General features: G+C 48.0%; 14 protein-coding genes. 6 read left to right on the top strand and 8 right to left on the bottom strand.

Going from position 1 to position 16,939, the window contains the following annotated elements; genetic code table 11:
* Positions 1 to 178 precede the first annotated feature (178 nt).
* The gene (locus EC604_RS04245; protein WP_123062956.1) at positions 179 to 2,335 is read left to right on the top strand and encodes an alpha-amylase family glycosyl hydrolase; all 2,157 of its coding nucleotides are present in this window, start codon (positions 179 to 181) and stop codon (positions 2,333 to 2,335) included.
* 147 nt (positions 2,336 to 2,482) lie between these two features.
* Here the strand turns inward: EC604_RS04245 and EC604_RS04240 are convergent, their stop codons facing one another.
* From EC604_RS04240 to EC604_RS04225, 4 genes are all read right to left on the bottom strand, one after another.
* On the bottom strand, positions 2,483 to 3,775 hold the full coding sequence (locus tag EC604_RS04240; RefSeq protein WP_123062955.1) for an MFS transporter: 1,293 nt from the start codon (positions 3,773 to 3,775) through the stop codon (positions 2,483 to 2,485).
* A 295-nt stretch (positions 3,776 to 4,070) separates the two neighbouring features.
* Positions 4,071 to 4,907, bottom strand: a complete 837-nt coding sequence (locus EC604_RS04235) for a sugar ABC transporter permease (RefSeq protein WP_123062954.1) — start codon at positions 4,905 to 4,907, stop codon at positions 4,071 to 4,073.
* A complete protein-coding gene (locus EC604_RS04230) occupies positions 4,904 to 6,259 on the bottom strand; it encodes a carbohydrate ABC transporter permease (RefSeq protein ID WP_123062953.1) in 1,356 nt (451 codons plus the stop codon). The genes EC604_RS04235 and EC604_RS04230 overlap by 4 nt, the downstream gene beginning before the upstream one ends.
* A gap of 60 nt (positions 6,260 to 6,319) precedes the next feature.
* A complete protein-coding gene (locus tag EC604_RS04225) occupies positions 6,320 to 7,609 on the bottom strand; it encodes a sugar ABC transporter substrate-binding protein (RefSeq protein WP_123062952.1) in 1,290 nt (429 codons plus the stop codon).
* A 448-nt stretch (positions 7,610 to 8,057) separates the two neighbouring features.
* Here EC604_RS04225 and EC604_RS04220 point away from each other — a divergent pair, with 448 nt between their 5' ends.
* Positions 8,058 to 9,092 (top strand): LacI family DNA-binding transcriptional regulator, encoded by a 1,035-nt coding sequence (locus EC604_RS04220; RefSeq protein ID WP_123063390.1) that lies wholly within the window; start codon positions 8,058 to 8,060, stop codon positions 9,090 to 9,092.
* A 229-nt stretch (positions 9,093 to 9,321) separates the two neighbouring features.
* Here the strand turns inward: EC604_RS04220 and EC604_RS04215 are convergent, their stop codons facing one another.
* On the bottom strand, positions 9,322 to 10,080 hold the full coding sequence (locus EC604_RS04215) for an SDR family oxidoreductase (RefSeq protein ID WP_123062951.1): 759 nt from the start codon (positions 10,078 to 10,080) through the stop codon (positions 9,322 to 9,324).
* A gap of 194 nt (positions 10,081 to 10,274) precedes the next feature.
* Between EC604_RS04215 and EC604_RS04210 the strand changes: the two genes are divergently transcribed.
* From EC604_RS04210 to EC604_RS04195, 4 genes are all read left to right on the top strand, one after another.
* Positions 10,275 to 10,868, top strand: a complete 594-nt coding sequence (locus EC604_RS04210) for a TetR/AcrR family transcriptional regulator (protein ID WP_123062950.1) — start codon at positions 10,275 to 10,277, stop codon at positions 10,866 to 10,868.
* Positions 10,869 to 10,958: 90 nt separating this feature from the next.
* Positions 10,959 to 11,996 (top strand): cupin domain-containing protein, encoded by a 1,038-nt coding sequence (locus tag EC604_RS04205; protein ID WP_123062949.1) that lies wholly within the window; start codon positions 10,959 to 10,961, stop codon positions 11,994 to 11,996.
* A 129-nt stretch (positions 11,997 to 12,125) separates the two neighbouring features.
* Positions 12,126 to 12,440, top strand: a complete 315-nt coding sequence (locus EC604_RS04200; protein WP_123062948.1) for a hypothetical protein — start codon at positions 12,126 to 12,128, stop codon at positions 12,438 to 12,440.
* 111 nt (positions 12,441 to 12,551) lie between these two features.
* Positions 12,552 to 13,166, top strand: a complete 615-nt coding sequence (locus EC604_RS04195; protein ID WP_123062947.1) for a hypothetical protein — start codon at positions 12,552 to 12,554, stop codon at positions 13,164 to 13,166.
* A 90-nt stretch (positions 13,167 to 13,256) separates the two neighbouring features.
* Here the strand turns inward: EC604_RS04195 and EC604_RS04190 are convergent, their stop codons facing one another.
* From EC604_RS04190 to EC604_RS04180, 3 genes are read right to left on the bottom strand one after another with little or no spacing between them, the layout of a single operon-like run.
* Positions 13,257 to 14,396 carry a toxic anion resistance protein gene (locus EC604_RS04190; RefSeq protein WP_090917471.1) on the bottom strand — a complete coding sequence of 380 codons (1,140 nt, stop codon included), beginning with the start codon at positions 14,394 to 14,396 and terminating at the stop codon, positions 13,257 to 13,259.
* 59 nt (positions 14,397 to 14,455) lie between these two features.
* A complete protein-coding gene (locus EC604_RS04185) occupies positions 14,456 to 16,144 on the bottom strand; it encodes a vWA domain-containing protein (protein ID WP_123062946.1) in 1,689 nt (562 codons plus the stop codon).
* 12 nt (positions 16,145 to 16,156) lie between these two features.
* Positions 16,157 to 16,888 (bottom strand): hypothetical protein, encoded by a 732-nt coding sequence (locus EC604_RS04180; protein WP_123062945.1) that lies wholly within the window; start codon positions 16,886 to 16,888, stop codon positions 16,157 to 16,159.
* Positions 16,889 to 16,939 lie beyond the last annotated feature (51 nt).

Below are 16,939 nucleotides of genomic sequence, written 5' to 3'. Positions count from 1 at the left end.
AGTGGTTTAGGACAACCCCGGTAACTCCCCAAGGAGATACCGGGGTTGTCTGCGTTTACGCCCGAAAGGAGGAATCCAAACAATTCAGTGAATCAACCTGCACTATTGTAAGCGCTACAATTCAAAGCCAATTGGTTGTTTATCAAAAAACTACTACATTCACGAAGGGTGGATTACCATGTTTCAAATGGCCAAACGCGCATTCCTCAGCACCACACTGACCCTCGGCTTGCTTGCCGGCAGCGCCCTGCCGTTCTTGCCAGCTTCTGCTATATACGCCGATCCGGACACCGCCGTGACCAACAAGCAGAGCTTCAGTACAGATGTGATCTACCAAGTATTTACGGATCGCTTTTTGGACGGCAATCCTTCCAACAATCCTACCGGAGCCGCTTATGATGCAACATGCAGCAATTTGAAGCTCTACTGCGGCGGAGACTGGCATGGGTTAATCAACAAAATCAACGATAACTATTTCAGTGATCTGGGTGTCACAGCGTTGTGGATCTCCCAGCCTGTCGAAAATATTTTTGCAACGATCAACTATAGCGGTGTAACCAATACTGCCTACCACGGCTACTGGGCTCGGGACTTCAAAAAGACAAATCCATACTTTGGCACGATGGCGGATTTTCAGAACCTGATTACGACGGCTCATGCCAAAGGCATCAAGATCGTTATTGACTTCGCACCGAACCATACCTCTCCAGCGATGGAAACCGACACCTCTTTTGCCGAAAACGGCAGATTGTACGATAACGGTACACTGGTAGGCGGTTATACCAATGATACCAACGGGTATTTCCATCACAATGGCGGCTCTGACTTCTCTTCTCTGGAGAACGGCATCTACAAAAATCTGTATGACCTGGCCGACTTCAACCACAATAATGCGACCATCGACAAATACTTCAAAGACGCGATCAAACTGTGGCTTGATATGGGCGTCGACGGTATTCGGGTGGATGCGGTGAAACATATGCCTCTCGGTTGGCAAAAGAGCTGGATGTCCTCCATCTACGCACACAAACCCGTGTTCACTTTTGGAGAATGGTTCCTGGGATCAGCTGCATCCGATGCAGATAACAAGGACTTTGCTAACAAGTCTGGTATGAGCCTGCTCGACTTCCGTTTTAACTCTGCGGTGCGTAATGTGTTCCGTGATAACACGTCCAACATGTACGCTCTGGATTCCATGATTAACAGCACAGCTACGGACTACAACCAAGTGAACGATCAGGTGACGTTCATCGACAACCATGATATGGATCGTTTCAAAACAAGTGCGGTCAACAATCGCCGCCTGGAGCAGGCTTTGGCCTTCACATTGACTTCACGTGGTGTGCCTGCCATCTACTATGGTACTGAACAGTATTTGACGGGGAATGGCGATCCGGATAACCGGGCCAAAATGCCTTCTTTCTCCAAATCCACTACAGCATTTAACGTCATCAGCAAACTCGCGCCTCTGCGCAAATCCAATCCGGCCATTGCCTACGGTTCCACACAGCAGCGCTGGATTAACAATGATGTATATGTTTATGAGCGCAAATTCGGCAAGAGTGTAGCCGTTGTCGCTGTAAACCGCAATCTTTCCACATCAGCAAGCATTGCAGGATTGAGTACTTCCCTGCCTACAGGCTCATACACGGATGTACTTGGCGGTGTGCTGAACGGAAATAACGTCACCTCCACGAACGGCAGCATTAACAACTTCACCCTTGCCGCGGGCGCAACGGCAGTATGGCAATACACAACAGCCGAAACGACACCAACCATCGGTCATGTTGGGCCGGTTATGGGGAAACCCGGTAATGTTGTGACAATTGATGGCCGTGGATTCGGCTCGACAAAAGGCACGGTCTACTTCGGCACCACAGCGGTTACCGGAGCAGCGATTACGTCTTGGGAAGATACGCAGATTAAAGTAACCATCCCTTCCGTTGCCGCTGGCAACTATGCAGTCAAAGTTGCTGCGAACGGGGTAAACAGCAATGCATATAACAACTTCACCATCCTGACCGGCGATCAGGTTACGGTTCGCTTCGTCGTAAACAATGCGTCCACAACGCTCGGACAGAACATTTATCTGACAGGCAACGTAGCCGAGCTTGGTAACTGGAGCACCGGTTCCACTGCCATTGGACCAGCATTCAATCAGGTCATTCATCAATACCCAACCTGGTACTATGATGTCAGCGTACCGGCAGGCAAACAGCTGGAGTTCAAGTTTTTCAAGAAAAACGGTTCAACGATTACATGGGAGAGCGGTTCTAACCATACATTCACCACACCGGCAAGCGGAACAGCCACCGTTACGGTAAACTGGCAGTAAGAACTTCATATCCTTGAATACACAAGCTAACCCGGAATACGCAAATGCAGCGTATGCTCCGGGTTTTGCTATGTGATCGGCTCAGTAACAGAGGATGTTTCGTCTAATTCTCGTTGAAAAAATTTCTATCTTCCTTGGGATGAATATCTAAGTATAGGTTCGAATGGACTTTAAGGTTGTAATTGCAATGATCCCCGTGGCAAGCAGCAATATTCCTACGCCTTCCAAGACCGTAGCGGCGCCCCAGTGATCTGCGAAGATCGAGACTACCGTCAGGCCCAGGATCGGCGCTGTACTCGTAATGGTGCCAACGACACCGTAAACGCTCCCCTGCATCTCATCCGGTACGGCAGTGCGAAGCATAATCTGGGTCAACATCGTGCAACAGGCAAACATGGCTCCTCCACCTATGATAAGCGGCAAGGCCATGAGAGGCGAAGAAACATTAGCCAGAAGCATATAAACAGGTCCTAACACAAGCAGGCCGATAAAGACCCAGCGCCCGCGATGTTTCAATCTTTTTCCCGAAGCAATCAACACTCCTGATCCAATCATGTATCCTAGAGGAATACAGGTCTCGATCAAACCAAATTGAACTGGATTCGCCTTCCATACGTTAACGGCCATCACCTGAATGAGCATCATGGCCGACATAAAAAAGAGAAGCAGCAACGGATTGAGTAATACAATGGAACGAATGAGCGGACTCCGATAGATGTAAGCAAATGAACTGCGCCACGCCTGCGCAAAAGATTTCGGGTCGCCACTGGTACGCATCACCTGCGGGAAACGCCCTGCCAGCAGCACACAGATTGCAGACAATAGGAAAGTCGCACTTGTAATCAGGATGGCGACAAAACCGCCAAATGCAGCTACAGCGACCCCGGCAGCAGCCAAACCACTGATACGAGCCAGATTGTCCACCAGATGAATGGTACCCGTTGCCTGCTGGATGTGCTGCTTGCCGACCATACTAGCAACGGAAGCATGAAATGCCGGTGCCTGAAAGAGGCTTGAAAACATCGATAAAGAGAGCAATAACAGCAATACAGGGAAAGGTACATGCCAGCTGAACAGGCTAACCGCAATCAATAGCGCGATCACACCGCGAAACACATCTGAAGCCAGCATCAGCTTCCTCCGATCCAGCCGATCGGCAACTGTGCCCGCCACCGATCCAAATATAAAGCTGACTGCCATATTACAGATCTGTATGGCAGCCATACTCTTGGCGCTGCCTGTCGTCTGAAGTACCCACAGACTGATGGCAATGCTATTAAAACAGTCGCCAAAAACAGATATGCCGTACCCGTACAGGATTCTGCGGAACGTCCTGTTACGCCATAGGGTGCGCGGAGCTTCACTGCTCTGCAGAATAGCTTGTCCCCCTGGATAGGCTTTAGCTGCAGCCTCGGGCTCACTGGAAGGGTTCATGCTCATACATCACGTTCCTCCTTTTTTTTCATTAGAAGCCCTAAACAAGCAAGCCTTAATCAGAACCCTGAATTAGACAGCCTGGATTTCATTCTCCGTACCTCTAAGCACAAGCAGACACTTCCGAAGCGTGGCCAGTCGACGAAGACATGACGTTGCGGAAGTGCCTGGTGAATTGCCGCAAGTGTGGCTCATCTTGCCCATATTGCGACTTACTATGTTGTTGACGGCACAGGAGTGAGTGATCTTTCCCTTGGTATGCCATGGAGTAATGTTAATCTTTCGAGTCCATAGAGAGATATTAACCTTTGGACGCCCCTGTTGTCAGACCCTGAACGAGGAAACGCTGCAGGAATACAAACAGCAGGGTAATTGGAATAGCAATCAATACAGCTCCCGCTGCAAACATCGTAAAGTTACTGTCCTGATAGCGGTTTACGAGATCCCACATGCCTACGGCCAGAGTCCAGTTTTCCTTGGTACGCAGCACGAGCCGGGCAAAAATAAAATCCATCCATGCCCCCGTAAAGCTGGTTAAAGCGACGTATGTTAGCATCGGCTTGGATAATGGCAGAATGATACTTGTGAACACACGCAGATGGCTTGCGCCATCGATACGAGCTGCTTCATCCAGACTGCGCGGGATGGTGTCAAAGAAACCTTTGACGATGAATCCGCCCAGCACCGCTCCAGAGGAATAGACCAGAATAAGCGCAGCATGTGTATCGAGCAGTTTGATTTGCAACAAAATAATATAGATGGCAATCATGCTCATGAAGCTTGGAAACATGCCCAGAATGAGCATGGTGGACAGAATCGTTTTACGCCCCCGAAAACGGAACCGGGACAACGCGTACATCCCTAGCGTCACCATTAATGTAGAGAAAATCATCGTAAAGAAGGCTATTTTCAGCGTATTCATATACCATCTGCCGTACATAAAGGCCGGATTGTTAAACAGCTCTCCATAATGGGACAGCGTGAAGCTTTCCGGCCATAAGCGTTCACTGAACAATGCCGCACCGGGACGTAAGGACGACAGAAAAATCCACAAAACCGGATAGACGGATACGACGGCAATGATCAGCAAAAGCACGTAACTGAGTATCAAACGAATCGGATTGTTGCGTTTCTTCATTGGATCATGTCCTCCTCCTTGAATGATTTGGAGCGGCGGAAGTTCCAGATGGAGAAGGTAGCGATAATCAGGAAGATGATAATACCTACCGCAGAAGCCATGTTGAATCTATTATTGTCGAGCGTGAGTTTGTAGAGCCAGGTCACCAGCAAATCCGTTGCCCCTGCATACTGATAGTCTCCGCGAAGCGGATTACCGTTCGTTAACAGGAAAATGACATTGAAGTTGTTGAAATTCCCGGCAAACTGCATAATCAGCACCGGTGTCGTGGCAAATAAAATGAACGGCATCGTAATAATTTTGAACTTCTGGAACGCAGAAGCGCCGTCTACTTCGGCTGCCTCATACAGATCACGCGGAATAGCTGTAAGTACGCCCAAAATGAGCACCATGCTGACCGGGATACCGATCCACATGTTGACGACAATGACGGTAACCTTGGCCCAGAATGGGTCCGTCAGCCATGGTAATCCTTCCAGTCCGAAGGCTCGCATATACGTATTGATCGGACCAAACTGACCGTTGAACAGGTTACGCATCAGCAGCAGCGAGATAATCTGTGGAATGGCATAAGGCAAAATAAAAATGGTACGCCATAACTTTTTGAATCGGATGCCTTTCTGTTCAATTAACAAAGCTACAAGCACTCCGCCGAAGTACGTCGTTACTGTCGCCAAGACTGCCCAGATGACTGTCCAGGTGAGCACCCCGTAGAACGTCTGGCTCCAGGATTTGAGCTGGATCAGATCCGTAAACGTTTTGAACCCTACCCAGTCCACCAGTTTGGCTGGTGGAATATGATCCGGTGCTGCATAGTTCGTAAACGCAATCGTAACGGTGAACAGAATCGGCATGATTGTAAAAAACAGAATACCGAGTGCCGGGATGGACAGGAACAGATACGGAAAATTTTTGTCCATCACATTGCGCATCGTTGCCGCGGCTCCCAGCGTCGGTTTCCCCTGCTCTCTTGCAAGTCCGGTCATATACGCATCCCGGATGTTCAGGATGTAAACAAGCACAAACACAAAAAAGACCAGCAGCACTATAATTCCGTCAAGCAGCAAAAAGATGGAATGGTCGCCCTTTTGAAGCACCGTTGAACCATTCACTTTCACGAAACGCTGTGTATTCTCCCCCAGTGTCCATATTCCCCATACCGCTTGGGACAGCCTTGGAAGCAGGTACGCGAGTCCTGCTCCCTCCAGCAGCAGCAGCACAATGCCTTTAATCCACTGCCGGTTGTATAACTGTCCGAGACCTTGCAGTATGATGGAGCATATGGCTGCTGTCATCCGGTGCTGCTTTTCCCTATTGGGCTGGGCAGACACCGGGACATGCTGTTGTCGCATATGCTCCCTCCTCTCCGTTTGGTATCATTCATCGTTCATCGTGTCATCGCTGTTTCGTCATCATTGTGTGGTAGCCAGGCTCTCCTTAATCTGTTTCACAGCATTGTCGAGTGAGGCTTTGACATCCTTGCCGCTATCCCAAATGTCGGTAATGGCTGATGAAATCGGTCCCCATACACTGTCCATGGCTGGAAGGGAAGGCATCGGTGTCGAGTTGTTGAATTGTTCAAGGAAGGCTTTGTTAATCGGATCTTCCTGCACTTTGGCGTTACCCGCCACATTTTTGTTCGCCGGAAGCGTACCGTTCATGTCAAAGTTCTCCATCTGGGCTTCTTCGTTCGAGAGGAATGCGGCCAGCAACTTGGAAGCATTAGGATACTGGGTAAACGCATTGACGTAATAGGCTTTCACACCCGAGAAGGAAGTCATTGGCTTGCCATCAATAGCGGGAAGCGGAGCAACTCCAAAATCAATTCCGGCGTTGCGATAGTCGGCAATGGTCCAAGGTCCGTTAATATCCATGGCCAGCTTGCCGCTGGAGAACAGTCCTTTTTTGATATCGTAATTCACATCGCCCATCTTGAGCGGCAACACTTCAGCCTTCAACTTTTGGAGGAATTCTCCCCCCTTCTGCGCTCCTTCGTTGTTCAAACCGAGGTCACCGCTATCCATCCCGTTGTCCCCAAAGATATATCCACCCTGAGATGCAAGGAAAGCATAGTTATAATAGAATTGTTGTAATTCCCACATCAGCGCATACTGATTGGATTTGGTATTGTTAAACGTTTTGGCAAAATCGATAATTTCATCAAAATTTTTCGGTGCTTCGGGGTACAAGGCTTTGTTGTAAAAGAGGGCGTACGTTTCGACGCTGTACGGATATCCGTATAAAATGTCTTTGAACGTCACCGCTTTCAGCGCATTCCCGCTGGTATTGGCTGTAGTTTCGGCTTCGAAGATATCATTAGGCAAAATAAGTCCTGCTTCCGAGGCGCTGCCAATCTTGTCATGCGGGAACACAACGACATCCGCAGCAAGCCCGGCAGGGCCGTCTGTCGTTAACTTGGTTACCTGATCTGTTGGCGGCAGTTCCTCCATTTTGACCGTGACACCATATTTTTCTTCGAATTTTTTGACTCGCTGCTCAATAAAGCTGCTCTGGTTTTTATCCTCCCAGATGACCAGTGTCGCGCCCTCCTCCGGCTGGAGATTCTCAGCAGTCAGCTGAACTGTATCCTCTGGATTATCACTTGGCGCTGCCGGAGTAGAATTGCCTCCTCCTCCGGTTGAACATGCAGCTAGCGTAAAAGCCATTCCGATGGACAGAACTGCGCCTTGCCATTTTCTCATGTGAAATGTCCCCTTTCCCTCTTTGTAGTTCAAGAAAATTTTGCGCTTTTCACCCTTTAAACGCCGTAGATTGTCAGGATTTGTGTTCCATGTGAACTATTGTACAAACGTTTGCTCAAAATGAAAGACAATGTCACTGAGGTATCCGATATGTAAGGGGAAATAAGTTAAAAGTATGTAAATCCACTGATGTAAGCGCTATAATATATACCACATCATACAATATCAAACTTTCTTTGTACAAACGTTTGCACAAGCTGTATTCCTTCAAATTTAACCATATCCTGAATTTTGTTCACAGTAATTCCCTATTTCCTTGATCTAACTCTTTCTTCCTTTATTTTGCTCTGCTTGCATTCTGGGTTAACGAGTTAACAATTGATTTCTGGTACCCTTTGCATTACCATAGGAGAATGTTGAAATGATTGAATCAGAAGGGGTTTTTTACATGATTACGATCAAGGATATTGCCAAATTGGCGGGTGTTTCCCCTTCTACAGTGTCACGGGTGATTTCAGGCCATCCCAGAATCAGTACGGAAACATCTCTTAAAGTTAAACAAATTATGAAAGAGCTTAATTATCATCCCAATATGATGGCTAAGAGCCTTGTATCCAAAACAACGCAGACGCTTGGAATTATGCTGCCCCGTCCTGCGGAGGAGCTTTTTCAAAACTATTTCTTTGGAGAGTTGTTGCGCGGCATTATTACCCACGCGACTCGTAACAACTATGAATTACTGCTGTCCACCGAGACGTCCTCCGACGATGAATTACAGGCCATTTCCCGTCTCGTGCATGGTCGCAGGGTCGACGGCATTCTGTTGCTCGGTTCCAAACGGGACGATCCTATCATCTCTTTTCTCGAAGAGGAAGAATTCCCGTTTGTGCTTATTGGCCGAAGTGAGACACATCCGAATGCACCTATGGTTGACAACGATAATGTGCAGACCGCGTATGATGCAACGCAGCATCTTATTGCACAGGGACACACACGCATCGGCTTTGTGAGCGGCCCGCCGGATATTACGTTATCGCATGATCGCATGCGTGGATATCGGAAGGCTCTTGAAGAATCCGGGTTAACGGCCACTAACGACTGGATCGTAGAGGGTGAATTCCTGCAGGAAAGCGGCTTCCGGGCGATGTCCCTTTTTATGTCGCTGCCCGACAGGCCTACCGCCATTGTAGTTATCGATGATAATGTCGCTTTTGGTGTGTTAAGGGCACTCGCGGAGCTGGGATATCAGGTCCCCGAGGATATCAGTGTGGTCAGTTTTAACAATATCGCGTTGTCCGAACTTGCTTCACCTCCGCTCAGTTCCATTGATATTGGAACCTATCAGCTCGGGTATACCGCAGTTCAGGTTCTACTAAAAATTCTTGGCAACGAGCCTCTCGCTCAGAACCCGGTTATTATCCCGCACCGCCTGATTGTACGTGAGTCCTCCCTATATATGAAGGCAAAGCCCTTCCTGAGTTAAGCGCTCTACCTCATCTTTTGTGAAGTGCAAACGTTTGTCTTTTTTTAACTTAGACAAGATATACGACGAGCACACATGTCAAAGAAGCCGCATTTCTGCGGCTTTCCCTTTACTTTCTATGGCTTAAATTTCTTTTTTCTTTTCTTACTTTATTTTCATCAATTTTCTTTTTCTGTAATTATTAAACGGCAGAACTATTTTCTACCCCAAGGCACGATCTGCCAACAAATCAGTACGAACTCCAGCCTGCGTCAGCCGTAATGACGGTACCATTTACAAAACTGGACTCTTCCGATCCGAGGAACAAAGCTACCTTAGCAATCTCCTCACTCGTTCCTACCCGTGGGTTGATCGCCATCCCCTGTTGCTGCCGTCCCGCACCGAACGGGTTAATACCTGTCATGGATGCGCCGATGTTCGTCGCAACGGCTCCTGGTGCAATCGCATTACAACGAATGCCTTGCTCGGCATACATGTATCCTGTATTTTTGGTAAATCCCACCACAGCATGTTTGGAAGCCGTATATGCGGCTCCTGCCCGTCCACCATGCAAGCCACCTGCTGACGCAATATTGACAATAACACCTTGCTGTTTCTCCAGGAAGATTGGCAGTACTTTACGTGTGGTGCGCATCACACTTGTTGTGTTCACCGCAAAAACCTTTTCCCACCGCTCATCGCTAATATCCGCAGCTGGCTCCATCCCATCCATGATACCCGCATTGTTGACCAGAATGTCTACTGTACCGTATTTACTCACCGTTTGATCAATAAGTTGCTGCACATCTTCCTCTTTCGCTACATTAGCCAGCAGCACGAATGCTTCTCCACCCTTTGCCTCGATCTCTTGAACGACAGCCTGAGCAGCTTCTTCATTGATATCGGAAACAACGACTTTGGCCCCTTCTTGTGCATACAATGTGGCAATGGCTTTCCCCATTCCCGATCCTGCACCTGTGACAATGGCCACTTTATTTTGAAGTTTCATTTGTCTATGTCTCCTTTAAAATGTATTCGTTTACACAAAGATAACAAACAAATGTTCATTATCTCTTATCCTTAGTATAATAAGTCATAGCTTTTCGATACAATCAGTAAAAACTTGTCCCATTGTACGTTAAACAACAGGCTGTCACCTGTTTGTACGTTATCTTTTATAAATACCACCTGGGAGGAATTCCAATGCCCGAAACATCAGACGCGATGGATCGACGAATCCGCAAATCCAAAGCCGCATTGAAGGAAGCTCTCCTTCACTTGATGCAGAAACGTAATTTCAAGGAAATCTCCATCTCGGATATTGTTCAGCAAGCTGATCTGAACCGGGGAACCTTTTACAGACATTATCAATACAAGGAAGACCTGTTCAACGAAATCCTGCATGATGTGACTCAGGATCTGGTGACTTCATTTCGGAAGCCTTATGAGGGAATGAAGGAATTTCAGGTGGGTCTTATGCCCTCTTCCGCCATTACCATCTTCGAACATGTGCATCAGCACGCCCAATTCTACACACTCGCTGTGCAATCCGAAGCTTCTTCCAGCTTTCAGCGTATGATTTGTGATGTGCTGCGTGATCTATCGTTGCAGGATCTGAATCATATTTTCCCGCCCCATATTAACCCGGAATTGCTCGCAAGTTATCAGTCTCACGCCATATTTGGCATGATCATGGAGTGGATTAGACAGGATTTCAAACACAGTCCCACTTACATGGCGGAAGAGTTATTTAAAATTATTCATTACACGCCCGCACAACGATTAAAAACTGAATAATTTCTCAAAATATGGGTATAATACTATATCCCTTATTCAATTATTTACACATTGTCTCGTGAATTCAAATTTGAAGCAGGAGGAATGATGATGAAATCTTTCAAGTATCGTCTTGAGCAAAAAGAACCCCGTACCGGTCCCGGCGGCATCACTCGCGGAGCCTCGGTTCATGACTTCCCCGCATCCATCGGTATTGCGGGAGTATCCATGCGCCTTGCGCCAGGCGGCATGCGTGAACTGCACTGGCATGCGAATGCGGCCGAGTGGGCATATGTGATCAGCGGTTCCTGCCGCACCACCGTTATCCATCCCGACGGACATGCGTATACAGATACTTTTGAACCCGGAGATGTATGGTATTTCCCACGCGGATACGGTCATTCCATTCAGGGGCTGGGACCGGACGAATGCCACTTCATTTTGATTTTTGACAATGGGGATTTTTCGGAGGATCACACGTTCAGTATTACTGATTTTCTGACTCAGACGCCGGATCACATCGTGGCTCAGAATCTCGGTATTACGCCAGAGCAGGCTGCCAAACTGAATCAGGGCGAAGCCTATTTTGCCAAAGGTCCGGTACCGGATGACAGTTCCCCCTCTGCGACTTATCGCCGCAACTCGGAACTTACCACGCCGCATCGTTATCCCTTGCATGCCAAACAGCCACGACGCGCGCCAGGCGGCGGTACGCAGCGTACGGTAACCGTCGAAGACTTCCCGATCTCCACCACGATGGCAGGCTCTCTGATCGAGCTTCAACCGGGCGCTCTGCGGGAACTGCACTGGCATCCAAACGCGGATGAGTGGCAGTATTACATTAGCGGCAGCGCAGAGATGACGGTATTTCTTGCCGAAGGCCAGGCCGTAACGGAGCAGTTTGAAGCTGGAGACATTGGTTACGCTCCGATGGGTGCGGGGCATTACATCAAAAATACGGGTGATGATGTCTGCCGTGTACTCATTGGATTCAACAGTGGACATTATGAAGCCATTGATCTTAGTGAATGGATCGCGGGCAATCCGGTAGACGTGCTCTCCACAAATCTGGGCATGTCCCGCGAGGAAGCTGAACAGCTCCCTGACGATACGTTGTTTATTGCACCGGATCAGAACAAGGGAAAATAACAAAGAAGGCTATACGTGAGTGTTGCAAGGTTCATTTCCGGAGATTAGCTCAGTTAAGGGAATGGCAACTTAAACTTAAGCGAGATTAAGCGAACCCGATGGTTACCTGAAAATGGAGGACAGATGCCTATGCATTCCGTACATGACTCGTCTTCCCCGAAAGTTAATAACGAGAGGATCGGACACACGATAGAACGTTTGGAGCCGGGATTTTCCCGGCTTTTGTTATCGTCCGTTCTTGTACTGCTTGCTGCACGTGGCAGAGCTCCCGCGTCCGAGCGGGCTGTGTTGGCACTATCTTGGTATATTTTTGTCATTGGCGCGGCAATGGGCGCCTGGATGCTCGTTAATAGCTGTCTGCTCCTATCCCTCATTGTAGCTCTGTTGTTTCTTGTCCTGGTTATCCCCTATGTTGTTTATATGCAGCGTCTAAAAAACGGTTGACCCGAATTTGCGGGCCAACCGTTTTTCACCTTTAGTTCTAGGAAATCCCACTCGGCTTCATGTATACTATAGAGGAGTGCAGAAATAGGATAAAAGGAGGTGACATTTCACATGAAAAGATCAAGTATTATCTCATTAATGACCAGTTTCATTTTGCTTGGCGGGGTGCTTCTCTTTCCTGCTCCTCAAGCCAATGCTGCCAAAGAAGAACTCTCTACATATTGGGATCAGGACGAGTTTGCGGACGAAAATCAGTCTGAAGGAGATTTAATAGACGATACAGAAGAGCCTGAGGCAGAAGATGAGTTTATTCAGGAAAAAGCGGAATTAAAACAATATCTGGATCAGATTTTTGCTATCGGGCCCTATGAGTCTAAAGCCATTGATTCCTTGAGTAGTGTAGGTGGCACCGTATCTTCAGCGAATCGAAAATCGATGTTTCTCAAGCTGACGAATACGGTGATTCCGAATTATACCAAATTCGTCTCCAAAGCAAAACTGATTCAATCCAACAACCCAGAAATCAAAAAAATTCATACCTCCTTCATCAAAGGAACTTATATGCAGCTTGAAGGTTATATGCTTTACAAACAAGCTGTTTCCAAAAACAAAGTGAACTACACGATCCTTCAACAAGGTAATGCTAAAGTTAAAGCTGCCGATGTTATTCTCGACCAAGTTACTGAGTCATTGTTAGCGTATGCTGACAAAATCGGGTACGAGTAATGCCTGTATGCAATCATCGCAAAAAAAAGCAACCATCCTTAACTAGTCATTAGGGAATGGTTGCTTTTTCTGGTTATTCTCATTGATTGGTTACAGACCAAGCTTCTGTCCTTTTTCTAATCGCTGAATCTGCTGTTCCCCGCTCTCCGCCAGTTCACGGAACTGACCGATCGTCTCGCGCATTCTAGGCAGGGCTTCCTGCTTGTAAACCGAAATCGAGTCCAGGGCGGAAAGCACATCCGTGAAAGCCTGCTTCATCGTATCCACCGAGATACTTGCCTCGTAAGCCTGCTTCTGGATGGCTGTCCCCTGATCCTTCAGCATTTTGGATGTACCGGCGATCAGATCATTCGTAGTACGGTTAAGCAACTCGATTTTTTGCAAGACAATCTTCTGGTTGTATAATGCACTGGCAACGGTGACGGCAATCTTCAGCGCCGAGATCGTCACATTTTTCGCCCGGTCTACACCGCGGATGAGTTCCTTGTTATTACGGATGACCACTTCAATCGCCATGATTCCCTGCTGGTTAACGACCAGCATCTGTTGCAGATCCATGACCCGCTGACGGAGCGGGAACAATACTTCCTCGGTAATAAAACGCACCTTCTCGGGATCTTCCCCGCGCACCTTGGCTGTCTCAATCTGTGTATCAATGGATTCATCCATCAGCATACCAAGCTGAATCTCCTTCTGCAGCCGCTTGGTCAGTTCGCGCAGGCTCTGCTGCTCGATCTCAAGCGTGGTGTTGTCGTTACGCAGCGTGGCGCGGCCCTTGTCGAGTGAAACGACAATATCGGCGATGACGGCGTCGGCTTTCTGGTATTTGAGGAAATACGCGCGCAGCGGGTTGAACAGCTTGCCCAGAAAGCCGGTTTTGGCGAAATCGACCACGCTTGGGTCGAGATCCTTCAGTTGCATGTGCAGCTCGGTCAAACCTTTGGCGACCTGACCGCCCTCGTCTCCCGTCTTGGACAGATGTCCAACGGAGACTTGAAGCAGCGCGTTTTTCTCGGAAGAGGATCGCATCGTGTTCATGCCAAAGCCGTCAATGGATTGCAAAATTTCTTTGCGCTTCTCCAGGGATTCGAGGTCCAGGTTCATGATCATATCCACATTCGAAGTTGCTACCTGTTGCAGTTCCGCCACCTCGGCGGGCACCGGTTTGATCTCTTCTTCAATCACCTTCTGAATTTCCTTCTGGCTCGGTATTTCCATCGTAAACGACATTCGCAGTTCCCCCTTTTAGTTACATCCGTATCTGCTTCCATATGAACGTTAATATAGACTTACATCTGTACGTTAAACAGGTTTCCGATTTTGTAGACGACATCGTCGGTGTCCGCATTAATGCTCGCTGCCTCGTTAATGCTGGAGATGCTCTCCAGCGCCTTGATGTCGGCGTTATATCCAATCGTGTAGATCGGTACTTTGTACGTTTCCACCAGGTCTCGAATATCTTTGAGCGAATGTCCTTCGTTCGTCTCGCCATCACTCAGAACAAAAATCAGCGGTTTCACGTTAGGGTTAGCTGCTTTGTAATCCTCCAGCATCTTCATCGCAACCACAATGCCATCGAATGTAGCTGTCCCCCCGCTCGCTTGCAGGCTATCCACCGTTCCGACAAACATGGATTGCTGGTTCGTATCATATTTCGCAATCGGCAGATTCACGGTCACGTCGCTGGAGTAAGAAACCAAGCCAATGCTGTTGTCGGTACCGAGATACTTCTGGCCTTTGCGCAAAGATTCTTTAAGACGGTTGAGCGGTTCCCCCGCCATACTTCCGGATACGTCCGTTACGAATACTGCTGCGATTGGATTACTGCCATTTTTCTTCTCTTTCCAGACTTTCTGCGCGGACAGCAATGTTCCACCATCCACCGTAGCCAGCTCGGATTTGTAATCTTGCAGACCGTTAAAGCCGAATTCTGCTGCTTTTTTCTGATACTGATCCTGCGTTACAAAATCGGCAAACTTCTGGATGATCTCCTGTTTGTTCTGCGGCAGTTGACCAAGGGCATACAGCGGGCTGTCATGCCTTACACCGAATGGGGTAAACACATATCCGCTCTTCAGATCGGCCGTATTCACATAGGTCTGATACTCCAGTACAAAAGCATCCAGTCTGCCCGACTTGGCCGCTTCCCGCATCTGAATCGTGGTGGACGCTGTGAATGGCACATTCGCCTGGAATTTCTCAAAGCCTTGGATGGCTTTCTCGCCCAGCGGATTGGCACTGTCATACGTATTTAATGCGGTAACCAGGAAATTAAGTCCAGTGGAGCTCGCAAACGGATCGGTATATCCCATCGTAAGCTCATTATTTGCAATGGCTTCGGTTATCGTTTTCACATTCACGGAGCCGTAGGTGTTCACAAGTGCATCATATTTGGCTTTGGAGATGACGATTCCCGGCACGTTGCCAACAAGCCGCTTCGAAATGAGCTTGGTCTTCACTCCGCTGGCCTCCACCATCTCGCCCCACAGCTCATTGGACGGTGTGAAGGCATCGGGCACATATTTGCCGGACTTGATGTAATCCGTGGCTGTACCGGAAGCAATATTACGGATTTTAACTGATATCTGTTTGCCGCCAGCCGTGATGTTCGCTTGGTTAAAAGCCTCTGCAACCTCGGTTAACCATCCATCCACACCGTTGCCTGACTTCTCGGTGGAGGAGAAGATTTCAACGAAATCATTGGTCGTGTTCTCCACTGTAACCGGGAATTTTGAAATGTCCGGCAAGGATTCTGCAACATCCACGGGATCGAGGTCAATCTGTCCTTTCACCGGTTCTGCTGTAGCTGGTGCAATGTCCGCGTACAATTTGCCAAGTTCCTTACCTGCATTTTCGGTCGTGACCTGTGTGGTAGACTTGCCAAAGTTCGATGTCAGTGTGATTCCTCCATAAACAAGACCAAATACTAGGACTAACATGATCATGGATATGAGAAAAAACTTTCCCTTCTTTGCCATAGGTGCAACCCCTCACTGTCTGTATAATTTGGTGTGCTTGATTAACTGATCAATCTCCTGCATACAAGGCATCTGCTCAATATCTCCGGCTTCGAAGCTGTCCAGGCGCGAAATCTCCAGCAACAGCTGATCCAGCTTCAATAAAATCTCTTCATTCGTGTGAAGCGAGTCCTTCACGTAGGTCAGGTAATCGTTGTACACTTTCGTTTTTTCCTGAAAAAGCTTCTGCGGGATCGTAGGGGATTTGGCTTTCATCATGCTGGCATAATCGGCTTCATCAAAGACGTTCAGTCGATTCAGTATGCTGCGAATGTTCAGATATAACAGCTTCTCCACCTCTTCCGTGACCGAAGCGAATTTCTTAAAGCTCAGCTCGCCGGGATCAAACCGTTGATGAAGCACGTTCATCAGGGTTTCCTTTTTCTTTTTCATCCGGTTCAGTTGGGACAACCCGAGCGTAATATCTTCTTCAAGGATTTTGATGCGTCTGTAAAAAGATAAAGCCTCTACATAATCTTCATGGGTTTCGATCTGTCTCACAGGCAAAACGACCGGCTGTTTGAACAATAAATTGTAACTGCCATAGAAAAGTGCAAGTACGCTGCCAAAGAGCAGCGTCACGGAAAGCGCGGTCTGGAATGCACTCTCTCCGAATCCAAGTCCGGCAAAACCTGGGGAGAAGGCCAGAACATTCACGGCCACGATGCCAATGATGAGCCCAAACAATTGTATGTACCTGGTCATGGTCGATCCTAAGGCCTCCTTTCATGTTAGATATTAGGATTAAATGTCGTA

Origin of the sequence: Paenibacillus amylolyticus (assembly GCF_003719335.1) — a bacterium.
GTDB classification, from domain to species: domain Bacteria; phylum Bacillota; class Bacilli; order Paenibacillales; family Paenibacillaceae; genus Paenibacillus; species Paenibacillus amylolyticus_D.
This window is presented reverse-complemented; position numbering and strand designations above follow the sequence as displayed.

What these genes read in the sequence shown, in the direction of transcription:
- EC604_RS04210 (WP_123062950.1), top strand. Translation starts at nt 10,275, where the DNA reads ATGCCCGAAACATCAGACGCGATGGATCGACGAATCCGCAAATCCAAA.
- EC604_RS04215 (WP_123062951.1), bottom strand. Translation starts at nt 10,080, where the DNA reads ATGAAACTTCAAAATAAAGTGGCCATTGTCACAGGTGCAGGATCGGGA.
- EC604_RS04235 (WP_123062954.1), bottom strand. Translation starts at nt 4,907, where the DNA reads ATGAAGAAACGCAACAATCCGATTCGTTTGATACTCAGTTACGTGCTT.
- EC604_RS04180 (WP_123062945.1), bottom strand. Translation starts at nt 16,888, where the DNA reads ATGACCAGGTACATACAATTGTTTGGGCTCATCATTGGCATCGTGGCC.
- EC604_RS04240 (WP_123062955.1), bottom strand. Translation starts at nt 3,775, where the DNA reads ATGAGCATGAACCCTTCCAGTGAGCCCGAGGCTGCAGCTAAAGCCTAT.
- EC604_RS04190 (WP_090917471.1), bottom strand. Translation starts at nt 14,396, where the DNA reads ATGTCGTTTACGATGGAAATACCGAGCCAGAAGGAAATTCAGAAGGTG.
- EC604_RS04185 (WP_123062946.1), bottom strand. Translation starts at nt 16,144, where the DNA reads ATGGCAAAGAAGGGAAAGTTTTTTCTCATATCCATGATCATGTTAGTC.
- EC604_RS04230 (WP_123062953.1), bottom strand. Translation starts at nt 6,259, where the DNA reads ATGCGACAACAGCATGTCCCGGTGTCTGCCCAGCCCAATAGGGAAAAG.
- EC604_RS04225 (WP_123062952.1), bottom strand. Translation starts at nt 7,609, where the DNA reads ATGAGAAAATGGCAAGGCGCAGTTCTGTCCATCGGAATGGCTTTTACG.
- EC604_RS04195 (WP_123062947.1), top strand. Translation starts at nt 12,552, where the DNA reads ATGAAAAGATCAAGTATTATCTCATTAATGACCAGTTTCATTTTGCTT.
- EC604_RS04200 (WP_123062948.1), top strand. Translation starts at nt 12,126, where the DNA reads ATGCATTCCGTACATGACTCGTCTTCCCCGAAAGTTAATAACGAGAGG.
- EC604_RS04245 (WP_123062956.1), top strand. Translation starts at nt 179, where the DNA reads ATGTTTCAAATGGCCAAACGCGCATTCCTCAGCACCACACTGACCCTC.
- EC604_RS04220 (WP_123063390.1), top strand. Translation starts at nt 8,058, where the DNA reads ATGATTACGATCAAGGATATTGCCAAATTGGCGGGTGTTTCCCCTTCT.
- EC604_RS04205 (WP_123062949.1), top strand. Translation starts at nt 10,959, where the DNA reads ATGAAATCTTTCAAGTATCGTCTTGAGCAAAAAGAACCCCGTACCGGT.